The organism is Candidatus Allofournierella excrementigallinarum (assembly GCF_944388085.1).
Lineage (GTDB): Bacteria > Bacillota > Clostridia > Oscillospirales > Ruminococcaceae > Allofournierella_A > Allofournierella_A excrementigallinarum.
Genome location: NZ_CALXHK010000021.1, coordinates 1 through 18,167 on the forward strand (window position 1 = coordinate 1; position 18,167 = coordinate 18,167).

Annotated in this window: 16 protein-coding genes and 1 pseudogene; 16 read left to right on the forward strand and 1 reads right to left on the reverse strand. The window is 65.2% G+C overall.

What is annotated here, in order from left to right; all coding sequences use genetic code 11:
* Window positions 1-208: 208 nt before the first annotated feature.
* Window positions 209-562 carry a winged helix-turn-helix transcriptional regulator gene (locus tag ACH2AT_RS05545; RefSeq protein ID WP_394964207.1) on the reverse strand — a complete coding sequence of 118 codons (354 nt, stop codon included), beginning with the start codon at window positions 560-562 and terminating at the stop codon, window positions 209-211.
* A gap of 152 nt (window positions 563-714) precedes the next feature.
* Here ACH2AT_RS05545 and ACH2AT_RS05550 point away from each other — a divergent pair, with 152 nt between their 5' ends.
* From ACH2AT_RS05550 to ACH2AT_RS05625, 16 genes and pseudogenes are all read left to right on the forward strand, one after another.
* Window positions 715-1,629 (forward strand): radical SAM mobile pair protein B, encoded by a 915-nt coding sequence (locus tag ACH2AT_RS05550; RefSeq protein WP_394964208.1) that lies wholly within the window; start codon window positions 715-717, stop codon window positions 1,627-1,629.
* A 116-nt stretch (window positions 1,630-1,745) separates the two neighbouring features.
* Entirely contained in the window at window positions 1,746-2,738 is a 993-nt protein-coding gene (locus tag ACH2AT_RS05555) for an ROK family protein (protein WP_394964209.1), read from the forward strand.
* A gap of 56 nt (window positions 2,739-2,794) precedes the next feature.
* Window positions 2,795-3,327, forward strand: a pseudogene (locus ACH2AT_RS05560) (sugar O-acetyltransferase).
* Window positions 3,324-3,938, forward strand: coding sequence for a DUF1349 domain-containing protein (locus tag ACH2AT_RS05565; protein ID WP_394964210.1), 615 nt, complete (start codon window positions 3,324-3,326; stop codon window positions 3,936-3,938). Before ACH2AT_RS05560 ends, ACH2AT_RS05565 begins: the two are co-directional and overlap by 4 nt.
* Before the next feature lie 193 nt (window positions 3,939-4,131).
* Complete coding sequence (locus tag ACH2AT_RS05570; RefSeq protein ID WP_394964211.1) at window positions 4,132-8,058, forward strand: suppressor of fused domain protein; 3,927 nt, start codon at window positions 4,132-4,134, stop codon at window positions 8,056-8,058.
* Between the two features lie 149 nt (window positions 8,059-8,207).
* Entirely contained in the window at window positions 8,208-9,305 is a 1,098-nt protein-coding gene (locus tag ACH2AT_RS05575; protein WP_394964212.1) for an ATP phosphoribosyltransferase regulatory subunit, read from the forward strand.
* Window positions 9,302-9,949 (forward strand): ATP phosphoribosyltransferase, encoded by a 648-nt coding sequence (gene hisG / locus ACH2AT_RS05580; RefSeq protein WP_394964213.1) that lies wholly within the window; start codon window positions 9,302-9,304, stop codon window positions 9,947-9,949. Before ACH2AT_RS05575 ends, hisG begins: the two co-directional genes overlap by 4 nt.
* Complete coding sequence (gene hisD / locus ACH2AT_RS05585; RefSeq protein ID WP_394964214.1) at window positions 9,946-11,223, forward strand: histidinol dehydrogenase; 1,278 nt, start codon at window positions 9,946-9,948, stop codon at window positions 11,221-11,223. Before hisG ends, hisD begins: the two co-directional genes overlap by 4 nt.
* 16 nt (window positions 11,224-11,239) lie before the next feature.
* On the forward strand, window positions 11,240-12,304 hold the full coding sequence (gene hisC / locus ACH2AT_RS05590) for a histidinol-phosphate transaminase (protein WP_394964215.1): 1,065 nt from the start codon (window positions 11,240-11,242) through the stop codon (window positions 12,302-12,304).
* Between the two features lie 3 nt (window positions 12,305-12,307).
* Window positions 12,308-12,895, forward strand: coding sequence for an imidazoleglycerol-phosphate dehydratase HisB (hisB, locus tag ACH2AT_RS05595; RefSeq protein ID WP_394964216.1), 588 nt, complete (start codon window positions 12,308-12,310; stop codon window positions 12,893-12,895).
* Window positions 12,895-13,524, forward strand: coding sequence for an imidazole glycerol phosphate synthase subunit HisH (gene hisH / locus ACH2AT_RS05600; protein WP_394964217.1), 630 nt, complete (start codon window positions 12,895-12,897; stop codon window positions 13,522-13,524). The genes hisB and hisH overlap by 1 nt, the downstream gene beginning before the upstream one ends.
* Window positions 13,521-14,237, forward strand: a complete 717-nt coding sequence (hisA, locus tag ACH2AT_RS05605; protein ID WP_394964218.1) for a 1-(5-phosphoribosyl)-5-[(5-phosphoribosylamino)methylideneamino]imidazole-4-carboxamide isomerase — start codon at window positions 13,521-13,523, stop codon at window positions 14,235-14,237. The genes hisH and hisA overlap by 4 nt, the downstream gene beginning before the upstream one ends.
* Window positions 14,234-14,995 carry an imidazole glycerol phosphate synthase subunit HisF gene (hisF, locus tag ACH2AT_RS05610; protein WP_394964219.1) on the forward strand — a complete coding sequence of 254 codons (762 nt, stop codon included), beginning with the start codon at window positions 14,234-14,236 and terminating at the stop codon, window positions 14,993-14,995. The genes hisA and hisF overlap by 4 nt, the downstream gene beginning before the upstream one ends.
* Before the next feature lie 20 nt (window positions 14,996-15,015).
* The gene (gene hisIE, locus ACH2AT_RS05615) at window positions 15,016-15,666 is read left to right on the forward strand and encodes a bifunctional phosphoribosyl-AMP cyclohydrolase/phosphoribosyl-ATP diphosphatase HisIE (RefSeq protein WP_394964220.1); all 651 of its coding nucleotides are present in this window, start codon (window positions 15,016-15,018) and stop codon (window positions 15,664-15,666) included.
* Window positions 15,663-16,484 (forward strand): histidinol-phosphatase HisJ family protein, encoded by an 822-nt coding sequence (locus ACH2AT_RS05620; RefSeq protein ID WP_394964221.1) that lies wholly within the window; start codon window positions 15,663-15,665, stop codon window positions 16,482-16,484. The genes hisIE and ACH2AT_RS05620 overlap by 4 nt, the downstream gene beginning before the upstream one ends.
* 415 nt (window positions 16,485-16,899) lie before the next feature.
* Window positions 16,900-17,943: a 3D domain-containing protein gene (locus ACH2AT_RS05625; RefSeq protein ID WP_394964222.1), complete on the forward strand. Its 1,044-nt coding sequence runs from the start codon at window positions 16,900-16,902 to the stop codon at window positions 17,941-17,943.
* The last annotated feature ends 224 nt before the right edge of the window (window positions 17,944-18,167 follow it).

Sequence of the window (18,167 nt, forward strand, 5' to 3'; positions counted from 1 at the left end):
ATACTGGGGCAACATTTGAGGGCAGGGCCCAAAAAGCCCGTAATATCAAGGAAAACTGGCGCTAAACTGTACGCCAGAAAGGCCTCAAGGCTGCCCGCCTCGCGCCTCAGTTCAGCAAGCGCTGATTGGTCCTTCGAACCGGCTCAACAATGCTCAAAAAAACCCCGAAAAGCCGAGGCTTTTCGGGGTTTTTCTTTGTGTGTCCGTTTCAGGGAATGTACTTCATGCCCCACTGGCAGATGGCGTGGAAAACAGGCAGCAGGTCCCGGCCTTTTTCCGTCAGGGAATACTCCACCCGGGGCGGGATCTCGGCGTACTGCTCCCGGCGCACCAGGCCGTCGGCTTCCAGCTCCCGCAGCGCGCTGGTGAGCATGGTGTTGGTGATGGGCCCGAGCGCCTTTTTCAGCTCCCCGAAGCGCAGCGGCGACTGAATGCACAGCTCATAAATAATTTGCAGCTTCCACTTCCCCTGGAGCATCTTCACCACCGGCGTGACCGGACAGTTTCCGCCTTTGGTCAGAATGATGCTGCCGACACGGCGTTCAAATTCCTCGTAAGTCATGGGCTTTGGCTCCTCTCGGTACGCTTTTTCGTACCAGGTACGGATATTCTGCGTACTTGAACATGAATTTGTGCTTAGTATAATAAATGTATCAACACCGGGCCGCCGTGTCAACTTGACAGCGCCAGGTCCGCAGGGAAGGAGCAGGCCGCATGGCGGAAATGATGGAACAGGGCGTTCTGATCCGGGACGTGGAAGCGAAGGAGATCATGACCCGGTCCAGCCTGCCGGTGGGGGGCTATTCGGTAAACCCCTATGTGGGCTGCACCCACGGCTGCAAATACTGCTACGCCTCCTTCATGAAGCGGTTCACCGGCCACACCGAGCCCTGGGGCGCCTTTCTGGACGTGAAGCACTGGCCCGCGATACGCGATGCCGGCAGATACCGGGGCCAGCGGGTGGTCATCGGCTCGGTGACCGACGGCTACCTGCCCCAGGAGGAACGGTTCCGGAACACCCGCAAGCTGCTGGAGCAGCTGCGGGGCAGCGGGGCGGAAATCCTCATCTGCACCAAGTCCGACCTGGTGACGAGGGACATCGACCTGCTCAAGGAACTGGGGAAGGTGACGGTCTCCTGGTCGGTCAACACGCTGGACGAAAACTTCCGTGCGGACATGGACAAGGCGGTGAGCATCGAGCGGCGGCTGGCCGCCATGAAACAGGTCTACGACGCGGGCATCCGCACCGTCTGCTTTATTGCGCCGGTCTTTCCCGGCATCACCGATTTCGAGGCCATTTTCCACCGGGTGAAGGACCGGTGCGACCTGGTCTGGCTGGAAAACCTCAACCTCCGGGGCGGATTTAAGCAGGACATCCTGGACTACATCGCTGAAAAATACCCCCATCTGGCCCCGCTCTACGACGCAATTTATCGCAAAGGAGACCGAAGCTATTTCCGAGGGCTGGAACAGCGGGCGCAGCGGCTGGCGGAAGAATGGGGCTGCCCCTTTGTGGACAACGAACTGCCCTATGGCCGCTCCCAGCCGGGGCACCCGGTGATCGTGGATTATTTCTACCACGAGGAGGTGCGGGGCTCGGAGAACACCGGCCGGCGCGCGCGGCGCTGACCGCCCAAACAGCGCGGATGATTTGGAGGCGTCCGCGCTGTTTTTTCGCCTGAAAATCCTCTTTACAGATATTATTATAATAGTTATAATAATATCTGTAAGAAAGGAGGGGCAGGATGAAAAACGCGGCGGACCTCAAACAGGAAAACAAAGCCCAGATACGCGGCCTCCTGCGCAGCGGAGCCTCTTACACAAAGCAGCAGATCGCCCGGCGCACCGGGCTCAGCGTGGCCAGCTGCAACACCTATCTGAACGAGATGGAGGCCGCCGGCGAGGTGACCGGCGAAAAACAGAAACTCCACGACGTGGGCCGCAATGCGATGGTCTACAAGCTGAACGAGGAGTACGAAAGCATCCTCTGCGTTTATTTTGAGCTCATCCGGGGCGTCAAGTCCATTGCCGCCGCGGTCCTGTCGCCTCTTGGGAATTTGCGGCAAAAGCAGGTGCGTCAATGCGATGTGCCGGACGCAGCCGTGGTGGAAGGAACGGTGGCCCGGGCGCTGGGGGACTTTCCCAACGTGAGCTGCATCGTGGTGGGCACCCCCAGCATCGCGGAAAAGGGCATCATACGCCACAGCGACATCGAGGAACTGGAAAACCTGCCGCTGAAGGCAAGACTGGAAGAGCGGTTTGGCCTGCCGGTGCTCCTTGCCAACGATATGCACTACAAGGTGTACGGCTACTGCCGTCAGGAGAGGGTGGACGATGAGATCGTTACGCTGGTCAACTACCCCTCCGGCGTGCTTCCCGGAACGGCCACCGTTCACAAAGGCGTTCTGCTCACCGGCAAGAACCTGTTCGCCGGCATGGTGGGCTTTCTGGACTACGGCATGAGCCGACAGCGGCAGATCGAGCAGTTGCAGCGCCCCACGGCGGAACCCTTCATCGTTCGGGCCGCCGTTTCCCTCATCTCCATTCTGAACCCCCACCGGCTGCTGTTCACCGGCGACCTTCTGGGAGAACAGGAGATGGAGCGCGTCCGCGCGGCCTGCGGCAGTTACATCCCGGAGGAATACATGCCCCGGTTCGTGTTCCTGCCGGACACCGACGGCTACTATTTAAAAGGAATGTACTGGGCGGCTGTGGACGGAAAGGAGAACGGGAAATGACCGAACGGGAAAAAATGGAGCAGGGCCTGCTCTACGACGCGAACTAAGACGAGGAACTGCTGGCGGCGCGGACGCGGTGCAAGGACCTGTGCTTTGCTTACAACCAAACAAAGCCTTCCCTTGCCGCCCGGCAGGAGGAGATCATCCGCCGCCTGTTCGGCAAAACGGGGCAGCGCTTTTGCGTCACCGCCCCCTTCTGGTGCGACTACGGGTACAACATCGAGATAGGCGAAAACTTCTAACCAACCACAACTGCACCATCCTGGACGGCGCAAAGGTGGTGTTCGGCGACAACGTGTTCATCGCGCCCAACTGCGTATTCTCCACGGCGGGCCATCCGCTGGACGCTGAACAGCGCAATCAGGGCCTGGAATACGCCTATCCCATCCGGGTGGGCGACAACGTTTGGATCGGCGCGTCGGTGACGGTGCTGCCCGGGGTGACCATCGGAAGCAACACGGTTATCGGCGCGGGCAGCGTGGTGAACCGGGACATCCCGGACGGAGTGGTGGCTGTGGGCAGCCCCTGCCGCGTGCTGCGGCCCATCACCGAGGCGGACAAGGAAAAATATTGGAGGCGGAAAAAATGAAATTCGATGTAAATGCCCTGGAATGGACACGGCGGCCGGAACGCTGCCTCATCACCCCGGACCGGATCGAGATCGTCACCCGGCCCCACACCGACCTGTGGCAGAGGACTTACTACCATTTCCGCAACGACAACGCGCCGGTGCTGCAGATGGAAACGGAGGAAAAGTTTTTCTCCTTCGTGGTGAAAACCGAATTTGCGGAGAGTCACCACCGCTTTGACCAGTGCGGCGTGGCGCTGTATCTGGATTCTGAAAACTGGCTGAAAGGGTCCATCGAGTACGAAAACGAGCGCTTCCAGCACTTGGGCAGCGTGGTGACCAACCACGGCTATTCCGACTGGGCCACCACCGAGATACCGGCCACGGTAAAATCCATGTGGTACCGCCTGAGCCGCCGGGAGGACGACTTCTGCATCGAGTGCTCCGAGGACGGGGCGACCTTCCGCCAGATGCGGGTCTGCCACCTCCACGAAGCAAAGGGAAAAATACGCTTCGGCGTTTACGCCTGCAGCCCGGAGGATTCCTCCTTCCGTGCGGTCTTCACCAATATGGAGCTGACGGAATGCGCCTGGCGGGCCCATGACGGCCAGGCCCCGGACCAGGACTGCTGACCCGCAGATTTCCAAAGCCCCCGGCGCCTTTCAGCGCCGGGGGCTTTGGCACCCCAAAAGGGGGGAGAGTACCAAAAATAAAGACAACTACAAAAATTTGTCTTTTTACTCGTTGTGTTTTGCAGCCGCTTTCGATATAATCGAAATTAGAATACACGCCCCGCTGCGGGCAAAAAAGGAGGACCGCACCCCCATGGACCTTTTGGAACAGTGCCGCCTGTGGCATGAGGCGGAGGAACACGAGAAGATCGTCCAGGCGCTGGAAGCGCTGCCCGAAGAGCAGCGCACCGCCGCCACCGATATGGAACTGGCCCGGGCCTACAACAATCTGGCCCAGCCCGCCGAGCCGGAAGGCCGTGAGCTGCTGCGGCGGGCCATCCGGCTGATGGCCGCCCACGAGTCCGACTGCCCCGACCCTTACAGCTGGAACTTCCGCATGGGCTATGCCTGCTATTATCTGGACCGGGAGGGCGCTGCCCTCTCCTATCTGGAGCGGGCGCTGGAACTGCATCCCGGCGATTCGCCCCAGCTCAACAGCCGGGAGGAGATACGCCAGCTCATCGACGACTGCCGCCGCCGTCTCACCCTGCCCCGGTTCGAGCGGCCCTTCCAGCGCCGCGCCGCCGAGGCATGGGAGGAGTTTGCCCGCCGGGAGGAGCAGGTGCGCCGCCTGCTGGACGCGGGGGAGCAGGACGAGGCGGGGGAACTGGTGGAGGGCGCGCTGTGCTGCGCCTTTGCCAAGCCCTGCTTCTTCCTGCGCCGGGGCGAAGGGTATGAACTCATCCTCTCCCCCAAGGGCGACCGGGCGCGGCTGTTCCAGCTGATCCGGTTCGTCCGTCAGGCGCCGCCGCCGCTGGCCCGGCACTGGAAGGTGCTGGTGGACCTCGCCTCCATGGAGGATGTGCCCGGCGCGCCGGAACAGGGCGAAACGGCGGACGCCGCCCTCTGCCTGGAAAACGGCTACGTCACCTATCGCCTGGAGCCCAACGAGGACCCGGACGCCGACTGGCGGCTGGACGTCATCGCCGGCTCCACCCGCTGCCCGGCGCTGGTGCGCCAGTATCTGGCGGGGGAGAGCGCCGCGGTGGACCTGCTTCATGACGACGGCGCGGCGGCGGGCTTCCTCTGCTGGCCGCTGGAGGGCGTTTCCCCCGAGGAGCGGGGCCGGCAGGCCTTTGCCCTGCGCGGGCAGCTGGAAGACGCCCTGGCCGCCCTGGGCGAAGAGAAAGTGGCCCTGCTGGGCGGGGCCATGGGCCTGTTCTGCGGCTATCTGGACCTCATCGCCTGGGACCTGCCCGCCGTGCTGGACGCGGCGGCGGCCTTCTTCGCCTCCTCCGGCCTTGCCTGGGGGTCCTTCCACTCTTTCCGGCGGGATGTGGGCACCGTGCGCCTGTGGAACGCCGAGGACGAAAAAGAACCCGAGGTGCACCCCGAGACCGGCTCGCTGCTCTCCCCCCAGGACATCGAGACCATGGAGAGCTATCTGGAGGCCAGCAGCGGCTACTTCTATCAGGTGCTGCAATACCTCACCGACTTCATCGAAAAGGGCAAGAAGGAAGGCCGCTTCACCGAGCGGCAGGCCCGGCGGGACCTGCAGATCGCCCTGTGGTACGCCTACGCCTGCCTGAACGTGGACGAATACGAATACTACTACCGCGCCTCCCAGTGGATGCCCGACTCCGAGCCGGCGGCCAAGGGGTGCGGCACCTGGTACTACCGCTACGCCGCCTCGCTGATGTACTGCGGGCGGCTGGAAGAGGCGCGAAAGTACGCCGAGCAGGGCACCGTGGAGGAGCCGGACTATCCCTGGGCCTGGCTGCTGACGGCGAAGCTGCGCAGCCACTTCGGCGAAAAGCAAGCCGCCCTGGCGGCGGTGGAGCAGGGCCTTGCGCTCGTGCCCGGCGACTACGAGTTCCTCACCCTGCGCCGGGAGATCGAGGCGGGCGCGACGCTGGAACAGATGGAGAACCACTGGATCGACCCGGACTTTGACCAGAAGCTGCAGGCCGGCCAGGACGAGGGCGCGGCGGCCAAGTTGCAGGCCATCTCCTGCATCGTGCTGGACGAGGCGGGCCTCGCGGCCTTCTTCGAACTGTTCGCCCCCGACGAAGAAGACTACACCCCCAACGCCCCCTACTGCACCTTCCACCGCACGGTGGGGGGCCGCCGGCTGGACGTGCTGTTCCTGATGAACGAGGCGGGCCTCTCCAAGCTGGGGCGGGACTGGCTGCGCCGCCAGCGGGACCGGCTGGACAGCGGCGAATGGCTGGACCTCGCCGACCCGGAGGGCAAACCGGGCAGGCTGGAAACGGTGATCTTCGGGCTGGACCGCAGCGTGCGGCTGCTGGGCCACACCAAGGGCAACACCGGCAGCCGCTTCCAGACGGTTTTGGACGAGGCGGGCGCCGCCACCTCCTGCGAATGGATGAACCGCCCGGAGCAGCCGGAAGACGAGGAGGAGCCCACGCCCCAGTGGGTCTACACCGAGCGCCAGATGGAGCTGGTGGAGGAGCACATCCGCCGCCATGTGGGGCCCTTCGACCAGGTGCTGCACGAGCTGGTCTCGCCGGACATCCACGTGGACCTGTGCATCGTGCCGCCGGATGACGAGCGCAACTTTTACACCATCATCACCATGGGCATGGGCGCGCGGCGGATGAACGTGCCCCCCGAGCTGGCCGAGCACCGGCTGGAGCGGGCGGAGCTGGCCATCGCCCTGCCCGACTGCTGGAAGCTGGACCAGGAGTCTTTGCAGGACGAGCGCTGGTACTGGCCGCTGCGGCTGCTGAAAAGCCTGGCGCGGCTGCCCGGCGCCTGCAACACCTGGCTGGGCTGGGGCCACACGGTGGACAATCAGGAACCCTACGCCCCGGACACCGCCCTGTGCGCCGCGCTGCTGGTGGGCCTGCAGGGCGCGCTGCCCGGCGGCGACGTCTGCCCTCTGCCCGACGGGGACGAGATCAACATCTATCAGGTCATCCCCCTCTACCGGGCGGAGATGGAGTATAAGCAGGAAAATGGCGCCGAGGCCCTGCTGGACCACATGAACGGCGTCAGCTTCGTGGTGATGCCCGACCGGCCCTGCGCCGATTTGGAAGAACAGCCGGCCGGCGCTTTTCTGCTGGACAACGCCGAATGGCATCTGCAGAGCCTGCGCCAGAAGCATCTGGCGGTGGAGCCCATCGCCGTTTATGACCATCTGGCCATTTACCTGCGCTGGTGCATCGAGCGGGGCCTGATGAGCGGGGAGTTCCTGGCCCAGCACGGCGCGCTGGCAGGGGCCGTCCGGCAGGACGGCGCGGGCACCGACCTGCGGCCCTTCGTCCGGGATGCGCTGGGCGGCAAGCTGTGGTCGAACCTGTTCAGCGAGGAGGGGCAGGCCTTCGCTTCCTATTATTATGGAGAGAACGAAGCGCCCTCCTTCCCCAGCGACATCGACGACTGGTCTTTGGGCCATTTCGGGCCGGTGCGCTACCAGTCCGACGAGTTTCAGGACGAGGCCTATCTCTTCGTGCCCTTCAACGAAGGCTATTATCAGGGCATGGCCGCGCTGATGGACCGCCGCCGCGCCAGCTGGCTGGCCCAGGACATCCCGGGGGACGGCCAGCCCCCCGAGGCGGCCGCCGCCCTGATGGAACAGCTGGAAGGGGAGTGCAGCTACTTCCCGCCCATGAAGGACCCCGACCCCCTGCTGGCGGACTTTGGATATACCCGGCGGCAGGCCATCCGGGACGGTTACATCCCCCTGCTGCTGGCGGCGGAGGACGGCCTGTGGCAGAGCCTGCGGGACCTGCCCCTGCCGCAGGAGCCCGCAGCCGGCACCAAGCCCTTTGCCCGTCTCTGGGGCGAGGACGGCCTCACCCGCCCGGTGGTGCTGGCCAGGGTGCCGGCGCGGGCCCCCTGGGAGGTCTTTGAAAAGCTGCCTCTGGGCGCGAGCGGCCCCCGCCTTGCCGCGCTGGCCCGCAGGTGGTATCAGCAGTACGGCGCGGTGCCCGCCGCCCTGGGCCTCGGCTGGGTGGAGTTCACCCTGCCCGATGTTCCGCCAAAAACCACCCTTGCCGGCCGTGACCGTCTGGCCCTGGCCCTTGCCGGGCGGCGGCCCGTTCGGCTGACCCTCTAATAAAATCTCTCCTGCCGCCCTGTGAGTTTTGCTCACAGGGCGGCTTTTTCACAAGAAATTTCCTTGACATTGCCCTGCTGTTGCTTTATTATGTTATCATAATAAAGCGGACTGCCCGCCCGGCGGGCACAAGGGGAGGGGAGCCCTGCATGAACAGCGGCCTTTTGCAGAAAAACGAGGAGACGGCCTTCCGGCTGCGGGGGCTTTACCGCAGCTACGGCTATCAGCCGTACAAGATGAGCAAGTTCGAGGAATACGACCTCTATGTGCGCAACAAGAGCTTTCTGCTCAGCGAGAACATCCTCACCTTCACCGACCTGGACGGCAAGCTGATGGCCCTGAAGCCCGACGTGACCCTCTCCATTTTAAAGAACGGGCGCAGCGGGCCGGGGCTGCAGAAGGTGTATTACAGCGAAAACGTCTACCGGCCCTCCGCCACCGCCGGGGGCTTCCGGGAGATACCCCAGACGGGCCTTGAGTGCATCGGCAGCCTGGACGCCGCCGCCGAGGGCGAGGTGCTGATGCTGGCGGCAAAGAGCCTCGCGGCCATCAGCCCGGAATACCTGCTGGATGTGAGCCACCAGGGCTTTGTGGCGGGGCTGCTGGAAGGGCTGGACCTGCCCGAAGCCGCCCGCCGCCGGGCGATGGAGGCCATGGGGGCGAAGAATGCGCCCGCGCTGGAAGGCCTTGCCGGCGAGGGGCTGCTGCCCGAAAAGGCGGCGAAGGCCCTGAGCCGGCTGGCCCTTCTCTACGACAGGCCCGCCCCGGCGCTGGCGGCGCTGGAGCCCCTGGCGGAAAACCAGCGGATGGCCGCCGCCCTGGCGGAGCTGAAAGAACTCTGCGCCCTGATGGAACAGCGGGGGCTGGCGGAACACCTGCGGCTGGATTTTTCCATCGCCAACGACATGAACTATTACAGCGGCGCCGTCTTCCGGGGCTTTGTGCCCGGCCTTGCCGCCGGCGTGCTGGCGGGCGGGCGCTACGACCACCTGCTCCACCGCATGGGCCGGCAGGGCGGGGCCATCGGCTTTGCCGTCTATCTGGACCAGCTGGAGCGCTTCGGCGCCCCCGCCCGGGACGAGGTGGACGTGCTGGTGCTCTACGACGACTCGGTGAGCGCGGCGAGGGTCGCCGCCGAGACCGACGCGCTGGTGGCAGCGGGGCAGACGGTGCGGGCCGAGCGGCAGAAGCCGGAGGCGGGCTACAGGCGCCTGCTGGACCTGCGAAAGGAGGGCCGGGAAGGATGAACATGGTAAACATCGCCCTGCCCAAGGGCCGCCTGGGCGAAACGGTCTACCGCAGCTTTAAGGCGGCGGGCTACGCCTGCCCCTCCATCGAGGAGGAAAACCGCAAGCTGGTGTTTGAAAACCCCGAAGCCGGGGTGCGCTACTTCTGGGTCAAGCCCTCGGATGTTTCCATCTATGTGGAACGGGGGGCTGCCGACGTGGGGGTGGCGGGCAAGGACATCCTGCTGGAATACCAGCCGGACGTCTACGAACTGGCAGACCTGGACGTGGGCAGGTGCCGCATGTGCGTGGCGGCCAAGGCGGATTTCCGCGACGGCGGGGCCCGCACCCTGCGGGTGGCCACCAAGTTCCCCCGCATCGCCCGGGGCTACTACGCTTCCCTCAGCCGGGACATCGACGTGATAAAACTCAACGGCTCCATCGAGCTGGCCCCGCTGCTGGGCCTCTCGGACGTCATTGTGGACATCGTGGAGACCGGCCGCACCCTGGCGGAGAACGGCCTTGAGGTGAAGGCCGAAATTGTTCCGGTGAGCGCCCGCTTCATCGCCAACAAGGTGAGCTGGAAGTTCAAAAACGACGCCATCCGGCGCATGGCCCGGCTGCTGGCCGAAAACGCCGCGGCCCAAAAGGAGGAACAGGCATGATAAAGCTCTATGATTTCGACAGGCTCTCCCCGGCGGAGATCTTCGCCCGCACCGACGACTCCGCCGACGTAGCCGAGTCGGTGCGGGGCATCATCGAGGCGGTGAAGAACGAGGGCGACAAAGCCCTCTTCCGCCTTGCCAAAGAGTTCGACCGTGCGGACCTCGCCGCCCTGGAAGTCACCGGGGCGGAGCTGGACGCGGCGGTGGAAAGCCTGGAACCGGGCCTGGCCGGCCTGCTCAAAGAGGCGGCGGACCGCATCGCCGCCTTCCACCGCCGCCAGCTGACCAACAGCTTCGTGGTCAGCGAGGAGGAGGGCGTGGTGCTGGGCCAGAAGGTCATGCCCATCGAGAGGGTGGGCCTCTATGTGCCCGGCGGCACGGCGGCCTACCCCTCCAGCGTGCTGATGAACTGCATCCCCGCCAAAATCGCCGGCTGCCGCGAGATCGTGATGGTCTCTCCTCCCACCGGCGGCGACATCCCGCCGGTCATCCTGGCCGCCGCCCGCATCGCCGGGGTGGACCGGGTGTTCCGCACCGGCGGGGCCCAGGCGGTGGCGGCGCTGGCATACGGCACCGAGACGGTGGCGCGGGTGGATAAGATCGTCGGCCCCGGCAACGCCTGGGTGGCCGAGGCCAAGCGCCAGGTGTTCGGGCGGGTGGCCATCGACATGATCGCCGGCCCCAGCGAAATTCTGGTGGTGGCGGACGGCGCGTCCGACGCGCGCCAGGTGGCCGCCGACCTGCTCAGCCAGGCCGAGCACGACGTGCGGGCCGCCGCCGTGCTGGTGACCGACAGCGAGCCCCTCGCCAGGGCGGTGCAGGCGGAGCTGGAGCGCCAGATCCCCCTGCTGCCCCGGGCGGACATTGCCCGCGCCTCCATCGACTCGAACGGGAAAATCATCCTCACCCGCGATCTGCGGGCGGCCATCGAGGTGGCCAACGAGATCGCCCCCGAGCACCTGGAGCTCTGCGTGGACGACCCCTTCGCCTATCTGGACGCGGTGCGCAACGCCGGGTCGGTGTTCCTGGGGCGCAACTGCCCGGAGGCTTTGGGCGACTACTTCGCCGGGCCCAACCACACCCTGCCCACCATGGGCACCGCCCGGTTCATGAGCCCTCTGTCGGTGGACGATTTTGTCAAGCGCACCCAGTTCACCTACTACACCGCCGCCGCGCTGGAAAAGGTGCAGGCCAAGGTGGCCCGCTTCGCCCGGCAGGAGGGGCTGGAGGCCCACGCCCGCAGCGTGCTCAGCCGCTTTGACGAAACCCTGTGAAACAGAAAGGCACACCATGAGCAGATTTTTAGCCCCCCGCCTCGCCTCCCTGGAGGCCTACGTCCCCGGCGAACAGCCCCGGGAGATGGAGTATGTGAAGCTGAACACCAACGAATCCCCCTATCCGCCCTGCCCGGCGGTGGAACGGGCGGTGAGCCCCGCCGCCGTGCGGCGGCTCAACCTTTATCCCGACCCGGCGGGCCTGGAACTGCGCCGCGCCCTGGCCGACCGCTACGGCCTTTCGCCGGAGAAGGTGCTGCTGGGCAACGGCTCGGACGAAATTTTGAACTTCGCCTTCACCGCCTTCGCCTCGCCCCAAACGGGGGCCGCCTGCCCGGACATCAGCTACGGCTTTTACCCGGTGTTCGCCGCCCTCCACGGCCTGCCCCTTCTGGAAGTGCCCCTGAAGGAGGACTTCACCTTGTGCCCCGAGGACTATTACGGCCTGGACCGGCTTATCGTATTCGCCAACCCCAACGCACCCACCGGCCTTGCCATCCGCCCGGAGCAGGTGGAGGACATCCTGCGCCACAATCCGAACAGCGTGGTGGTGGTGGACGAAGCCTATGTGGACTTCGGGGCCGAAAGCTGCGCGAAGCTGGTGGACCGATACGACAATCTGGTGGTGTGCATGACCTTCTCCAAGTCCCGCTCGATGGCGGGGGCGCGGCTGGGCTTTGCCCTGGCCCAGCCGGAACTCATCGCGGACCTGGAGACCATCCGCTGTTCCTCGAACCCCTACAACATCAACAGCCTGACCCTGGCCGCCGGGGCGGCGGCCATCGCCGGCGACGGCTATTATATGAACAACTGCCGCCGCATCATTGCCACCCGCGCCTACACCAGAGAGCAGCTGGACCGGCGGGGCTTCGTCACCCTGCCCAGCCTGGCGAACTTCCTGTTCACCTCCTGCCCGGGGCTGGACGGGGGCGGGCTCTACCGGGCCCTCAAGGCCCGGGGGGTGCTGGTGCGCTGGTGGGATAAGCCCCGCCTGCGCCCCTTCGTGCGGGTGACCATCGGCACCCCGGAGCAGATGAACGTGTTCCTGGCGGCTCTGGACGACATTCGAGAGGAGAGATGAACCATGCGCACCGCAAAGCTGCGCCGCACCACCGGCGAGACCGACGTGGCCGTCGTTTTGGACCTGGACGGCGCCGGCAAAAGCGAGATATCCACCGGCTGCGGTTTTCTGGACCACATGCTCACCCTGTTTGCCCGCCACGGGCGCTTTGACCTGACGGTGCATGCCAAGGGCGACACCTGGGTGGACGACCATCACACGGTGGAGGACGTGGGCATCACCCTGGGCGACGCCTTCGCCCAGGCCCTGGGGGACAAGCGGGGCGTCACCCGTTACGGCAGCACCATCCTGCCCATGGACGAGGCCCTCATCCTCACGGCGGTGGACCTCTCGGGCCGGGGGCTCCTGTGTTATGACCTGGCCATCCCCACCGAGAAGGTGGGCGCCTTCGACACCCAGCTGGTCGGGGAGTTCTTTGCCGCCTTCACCCGCCGGGCGGATGTGACCTTGCACGTGAGGCAGCTGGCGGGGACCAACAGCCACCACATCATCGAGGGGGCCTTCAAAAGCCTGGCCCGCAGCCTGCGCACTGCCGTGGCCATCGACCCCGCCGCCGCGGGGGAGGTGCCCTCCACCAAGGGGGTCCTGTGATGGTCGCCATTGTGGATTACGGGGTGGGCAACCTCTTTTCCCTGCGTTCCTCCTTCGCCGCCATCGGCCAGCAGGCGGTGGCCACCGCCGACCCGGATGTTCTGGCGAAAGCCGACCGGCTGGTGCTGCCGGGGGTGGGTGCCTTCGGCGACGCGGCGGCGGCTTTGCGCCAGAGCGGGCTGGACAAGGCGGTGCTCAAAGCGGCCGAAGGAGGCAGACCCCTGCTGGGCATCTGCCTCGGCATGCAGCTTTTGCTGGAAAAGAGCTTTGAATATGGCGAACACAAGGGCCTGGGCCTCATCCCCGGCGAGGTGCGCCCCATCCGCCAGGTCATTCCGGAAGGGCTCAAGGTGCCTCACATCGGCTGGAACGCCCTTGCACTCACGCAGGAGGGCCGCGCCTGCGGCCTGTTCAAAAACACGAAGGAAGGCGACTGCGTCTACTTCGTTCACTCCTACTGGGCGGCCAGCCCCGCGCCTTACGTGCTGGCCGCGGCGGAGTACGGCGCGCCCCTCACCGCCGCGGTGGGCCGGGGCAATGTGCTGGGGGTGCAGTTCCACCCGGAAAAAAGCGGAAACGTGGGCCTTGCCATCCTGCGGGCCTTTTGCGAAACGGAGGTGGGCGGATGAAGCTCTTTCCCGCCATTGATTTAAAAGGCGGCCAGGTGGTGCGCCTGGTGAAGGGCGAGTTTTCCACCGCCCATCCGGTGGCCGGCGACGCGGTGGAGACCGCCCGCGCCTTCAAGGCCGCCGGGGCCCAGTGGGTGCACATGGTGGACCTGGACGGCGCTGGCAGCGGCACACGGCGCAACGGCGCCATCGTGGCCGCCGTGGCCGCCGCCGGCCTCTCGGTGCAGCTGGGGGGCGGCATCCGCACCCTGGCCGACCTGGAAGCGGTGTTCGATTTGGGGGTGCGCCGGGCGGTCATCGGCTCCGCCGCCGTGGCCGGCCCCGGCCTTGTGCAGGAAGCGGTGAAGCGCTTCGGCCAAGAGCGCATCGCCGTGGGGCTGGACGTGAAGGGCCAGAGCGTGCGCACCGCCGGCTGGCAGGCGGACAGCGGCCTTGACTGGCTGGACTTTGCCCGCAGGATGGAGGCCCTCGGCGCGGCCATTCTCATCTTCACCGACATCGACACCGACGGCACCCTCTCCGGCCCGCCGTTTGAAAGGCTGGCGGCGCTGCAGCGGGCGGTGAGCTGCGGCATCATCGCCTCGGGGGGCGTTTCCTCCAACGAGGACCTGAACAAACTGGCCGGGATGGGCCTGTACGGGGCCATCGTGGGCAAGGCGTACTACGCCGGAAAAGTGGACCTGGCCCGGGCGGTTCGGGAGGTGCGGCCATGATCGCCAAGCGCATCATCCCCTGCCTGGACGTGAAGAACGGACGGGTGGTGAAGGGGGTCAACTTCAAAGGCCTTGCGGACGTGAGCGACCCGGTGGAGCTGGCCGCCTTCTACAGCGCAGCCGGGGCGGACGAACTGGTGTTCTATGACATCACCGCCTCCGCCGAGGGCCGCGCCCTCTTCACCGGCGTGCTCACAAAGGTGGCCGCCACGGTGTTCATCCCCCTCACGGTGGGGGGCGGCATCAACACGGTGGAGGATTTCGACCGGGTGCTCAAGTGCGGTGCGGATAAGGTCAGCGTCAACTCCGGGGCCATCCGGGACCCCGGCCTCATCGCCGCCGCCGCCCGGCGCTACGGCGACCAGTGCGTGGTCTTAAGCGTGGACGCGAAGCGGGTGGACGGGCGCTATCATGTGTTCGCCAAAGGCGGCCGGGAGGACACCGGCCTCGACGCCATCGACTGGGTGCGCAAGGGCGTGGCGGACGGCGCGGGCGAGATCGTGCTGAACAGCATCGACACCGACGGCGTCAAGCAGGGCTTCGACCTGGAGATGCTTTCCGCCGTCTGCGACGCGGTGGACGTGCCGGTCATCGCCTCCGGCGGCGCGGGGGGCGTCCAGGATTTTGTCACTCTTTTCAAGACCCTGCCGAAGGTGGACGCGGGCCTTGCCGCCTCCATCTTCCACTTCGGCGAGGTGGCCATCCCCGACCTGAAACAGACCCTGGCCGCCGCGGGCGTGCCCATGCGCCTCATTTGACAAAGCAAGGAGGACATGCGATGATTTCCATGGAGGAACTCAAATTTGACCAAAACGGCCTCATCCCCGCCATCGTCACCGACGCGGCGGACGGCCAGGTGCTCACCCTGGCCTATATGAACCGCCAGAGCCTCGCCATCAGCATGGCCGAAGGCCGCACCTGCTTTTGGTCCCGCTCCCGCCAGTGCCTCTGGCGCAAGGGGGAGACCTCCGGCAACGTGCAGCACATCCGCGCCATCACCGCCGACTGCGACCGGGACGCCCTGGTGGTGGCGGTGGAGAAGGACGGCCCCGCCTGCCACACCGGCGCCGAGAGCTGCTTTTTTGAGCCGGTGTACATCGGCGAGGCGGGCCAGCCCTTCACCGTGAAGGGCCTTTATAAGCTGCTGGAGGGCCGCAAGGAGACCCTGCCGGAAGGCTCCTACACCACCTACCTCTTCCAGAAGGGCCTGGACAAGATTTTGAAAAAGGTGGGGGAGGAATCCACCGAGGTCATCGTCGCCGCAAAAGGGGGCGACAGGGCCGAGACCGTCTATGAAATTGCCGACTTGATGTACCACGTGATGGTGCTGATGGTGGAGATGGGCATTTCGGTGGAGGACGTTTATAAGGAACTGGCCTCCCGCCACATCATCGACCACAAAGTGAAACAGGAGAAGATGACCCCATGAAGCCCCAGAACCTGCACACCCACACCGCCTTCTGCGACGGAAAAAACACCCCCGCCGAAATGGCCGCCGCGGCTTTCGCCGCCGGCCTTGGGGCCATCGGGTTTTCCGGCCACTCCCCGCTGGAAGGGGAGGAATGGTGCATGGCCCCCGAGGACCTGCCCGCCTACCGGGCGGCGGTGGAGGCCGAGCGGGAAAGGTACGCCGGGCGCATGCAGGTGTTTCTGGGCCTGGAACAGGACTTGTTCAGCCCCCCGCCCGAAGGGGCCTTCGATTACCTCATCGGCTCGGTCCACGGCATCTTTGCGGACGGGCGGCTCTTTGCGGTGGACGAAAGCCCCGAGGCCTTTGCCCGCCTGGCACAGCGCTGCGGCGGCGTGGAGGGCCTTCTTCGGGAATACTACCGCCTGCTGGCCGAAACGTCGGCGCGCACCGGCTGTGACATCCTGGGCCACTTCGATCTGGTGACCAAGTTCAACGAAGGGAACCGCTTCTTCGACCCGGAAAGCCCCCGCCCCCGCGCCCTTGCGCTGGAGGCCCTGGAGGCCCTTGCCGCCCGAGACGTGATCTTTGAGGTGAACACCGGGGCCATCTCCCGCCGCTGGCGCACCGCGCCCTACCCGGCGGCCTTCTTGTTAAAGGAGATGCGCCGCAGAAAGGCGCGGGTGTGCATCACCGGCGACAGCCACGCCGCCGGCGCCCTGCTCACTGGCTTCGGCCTTGCCAAAACCCTTTTGGAGGATTGCGGCTTTTCCTCCTGCTGGTACCTCACCGGGCATAGCTTCCGGGAGGGCCCTCTGCCCGATCTTGCCTGGCTCTGAAAGGACCGGCCCCGCCGGTCCTTTTTTCATGTGTTTCACCTCTTTAAATGTGCATATTGCACATAGCGAAAGATGCATATTTGGGCAAAAAGCACAAGCGCGAACGGGGTCAAAAAATGACAAAACGGTAAAAATCCAGGCAAAAATCAAAGCAAACAGAAGAGAATACGAGCTACAGGCCGGGATAGAGAGCAACGCGTGCGTGTTTTTTGCAAAACGCCAAAACACGGCCAATTTGCCAAAAAACCGCCCGCCGAGAGAGTTTGACGCGGCGGCGGGCATTTGCTACAATGCCTCAAGTGCCCGATGCGCCGCAACAGAGCGGCGGCAGGCGGGCGCTGCAAGGAAGGGCGCGGCCGTGCCCCATGTTTCGGCTGCATCAAGTGCCCTACAACATGGAACGTTAGGAGTGTTTATGACAAAATTCACAGAACATCTGCGGCGGCGGATCCTGGCCATCCCGGCCAGGTGCTACGTCATCCTGCTCACCCTGTGCTGCCTGTCACTGACCCTGTTTGCGCTTTTTTCCACACTGAATATCGTCTATGTGTCCGATTCCCACGGCGCCAGCCGCATGCTGATCACCCGGGTGGAGGACCCCGAGGAGCTGATGGACCTCTCCGGCATCGTGGCCGAAGAGGAAGACAGCGTCTACTTCACCGCCTTCAACGGCAACCTCGCCAGCCTGAGCATCCAGCGGGCGGTGCCCATCACCGTTTACGCCGACGGCGCCGAGCACGTCGCCAAGCTGGCGGGCGGCACGGTGGCCGAGGCGCTGGCCGCCTGCGGCATAAGCCTGGGCGAGCACGACTACACCGAGCCCAGCCTGCACACCGCCGCCAGCGAGGACGAGGCCATCACGGTGCACCGGGTGGAATACCAGGACACCGTGACCTACGAGAGCATCCCCTACGAGACCGAATATGTCTACACCAGCCTGTTCTACCGCAACAAGAGCCGCACCATGACGGTGCAGCAGGGCAGAGAGGGCACCAACGAGATCACCCACCGCCTGCGCATCGTGGACGGAGAGGTGGAGTCCAGCCAGGTGGTGAGCGTGGTGATGACCGAGGCCCCCGTGAACACCATCATCAAGGCCTACAAGGCCGGCGCGCCGGTGAGCGACCTTGCCGGCCCCGAGGTGGTAAACGGCGTGCCTTCCGGCTACACCGCGGTCTACACCGGGCGCGCCACCGGTTATTCCGCCAGACGGGGCCGGGGCGCTTCCGGCCTGGGCCTGGGTTACGGCACCGTTGCCGTGAACCCCAACCTCATCCCCTACGGCACCAAACTCTACATCACCAGCACCGACGGGCGCTTTGTCTACGGCTACGCCATCGCCACCGACACCGGCACCGCGCTGATGAACGGCAGCTGCCTTGTGGACCTGTTCTACGAGACCCACAGCGAGGCGCTGATGAACGGCGTGCAGCAGGTGAATGTCTACGTGATAGGCTGAGCCTTCCACGCCCCTTTTGCAAACAGATCACAGGTGTTCCGCCCCTGCCCGGCCAAAGCCGGGCGGGGGCGCTTTTTTTACAAGGTTTTTTCGCCCGATACGCTTGACAAACCCCCGGCGCAGGTCATACACTTAGATAGGGCGCGACCGCCCCGAATTTTTTGTGAGCAAGGAGATGAAAGGCATGGACGGCGACCCCGGCAGTCGAACGTGTATGACCCCTC

Bases quoted from the DNA above. Each gene is read 5' to 3' on its own strand.
- ACH2AT_RS05620 (WP_394964221.1), top strand. From the start codon at position 15,663: ATGAAGCCCCAGAACCTGCACACCCACACCGCCTTCTGCGACGGAAAA.
- hisF (WP_394964219.1), top strand. From the start codon at position 14,234: ATGATCGCCAAGCGCATCATCCCCTGCCTGGACGTGAAGAACGGACGG.
- hisH (WP_394964217.1), top strand. From the start codon at position 12,895: ATGGTCGCCATTGTGGATTACGGGGTGGGCAACCTCTTTTCCCTGCGT.
- ACH2AT_RS05625 (WP_394964222.1), top strand. From the start codon at position 16,900: ATGACAAAATTCACAGAACATCTGCGGCGGCGGATCCTGGCCATCCCG.
- ACH2AT_RS05550 (WP_394964208.1), top strand. From the start codon at position 715: ATGGCGGAAATGATGGAACAGGGCGTTCTGATCCGGGACGTGGAAGCG.
- hisIE (WP_394964220.1), top strand. From the start codon at position 15,016: ATGATTTCCATGGAGGAACTCAAATTTGACCAAAACGGCCTCATCCCC.
- ACH2AT_RS05565 (WP_394964210.1), top strand. From the start codon at position 3,324: ATGAAATTCGATGTAAATGCCCTGGAATGGACACGGCGGCCGGAACGC.
- ACH2AT_RS05570 (WP_394964211.1), top strand. From the start codon at position 4,132: ATGGACCTTTTGGAACAGTGCCGCCTGTGGCATGAGGCGGAGGAACAC.
- hisB (WP_394964216.1), top strand. From the start codon at position 12,308: ATGCGCACCGCAAAGCTGCGCCGCACCACCGGCGAGACCGACGTGGCC.
- ACH2AT_RS05555 (WP_394964209.1), top strand. From the start codon at position 1,746: ATGAAAAACGCGGCGGACCTCAAACAGGAAAACAAAGCCCAGATACGC.
- ACH2AT_RS05575 (WP_394964212.1), top strand. From the start codon at position 8,208: ATGAACAGCGGCCTTTTGCAGAAAAACGAGGAGACGGCCTTCCGGCTG.
- ACH2AT_RS05545 (WP_394964207.1), bottom strand. From the start codon at position 562: ATGACTTACGAGGAATTTGAACGCCGTGTCGGCAGCATCATTCTGACC.
- hisG (WP_394964213.1), top strand. From the start codon at position 9,302: ATGAACATGGTAAACATCGCCCTGCCCAAGGGCCGCCTGGGCGAAACG.
- hisA (WP_394964218.1), top strand. From the start codon at position 13,521: ATGAAGCTCTTTCCCGCCATTGATTTAAAAGGCGGCCAGGTGGTGCGC.
- hisC (WP_394964215.1), top strand. From the start codon at position 11,240: ATGAGCAGATTTTTAGCCCCCCGCCTCGCCTCCCTGGAGGCCTACGTC.
- hisD (WP_394964214.1), top strand. From the start codon at position 9,946: ATGATAAAGCTCTATGATTTCGACAGGCTCTCCCCGGCGGAGATCTTC.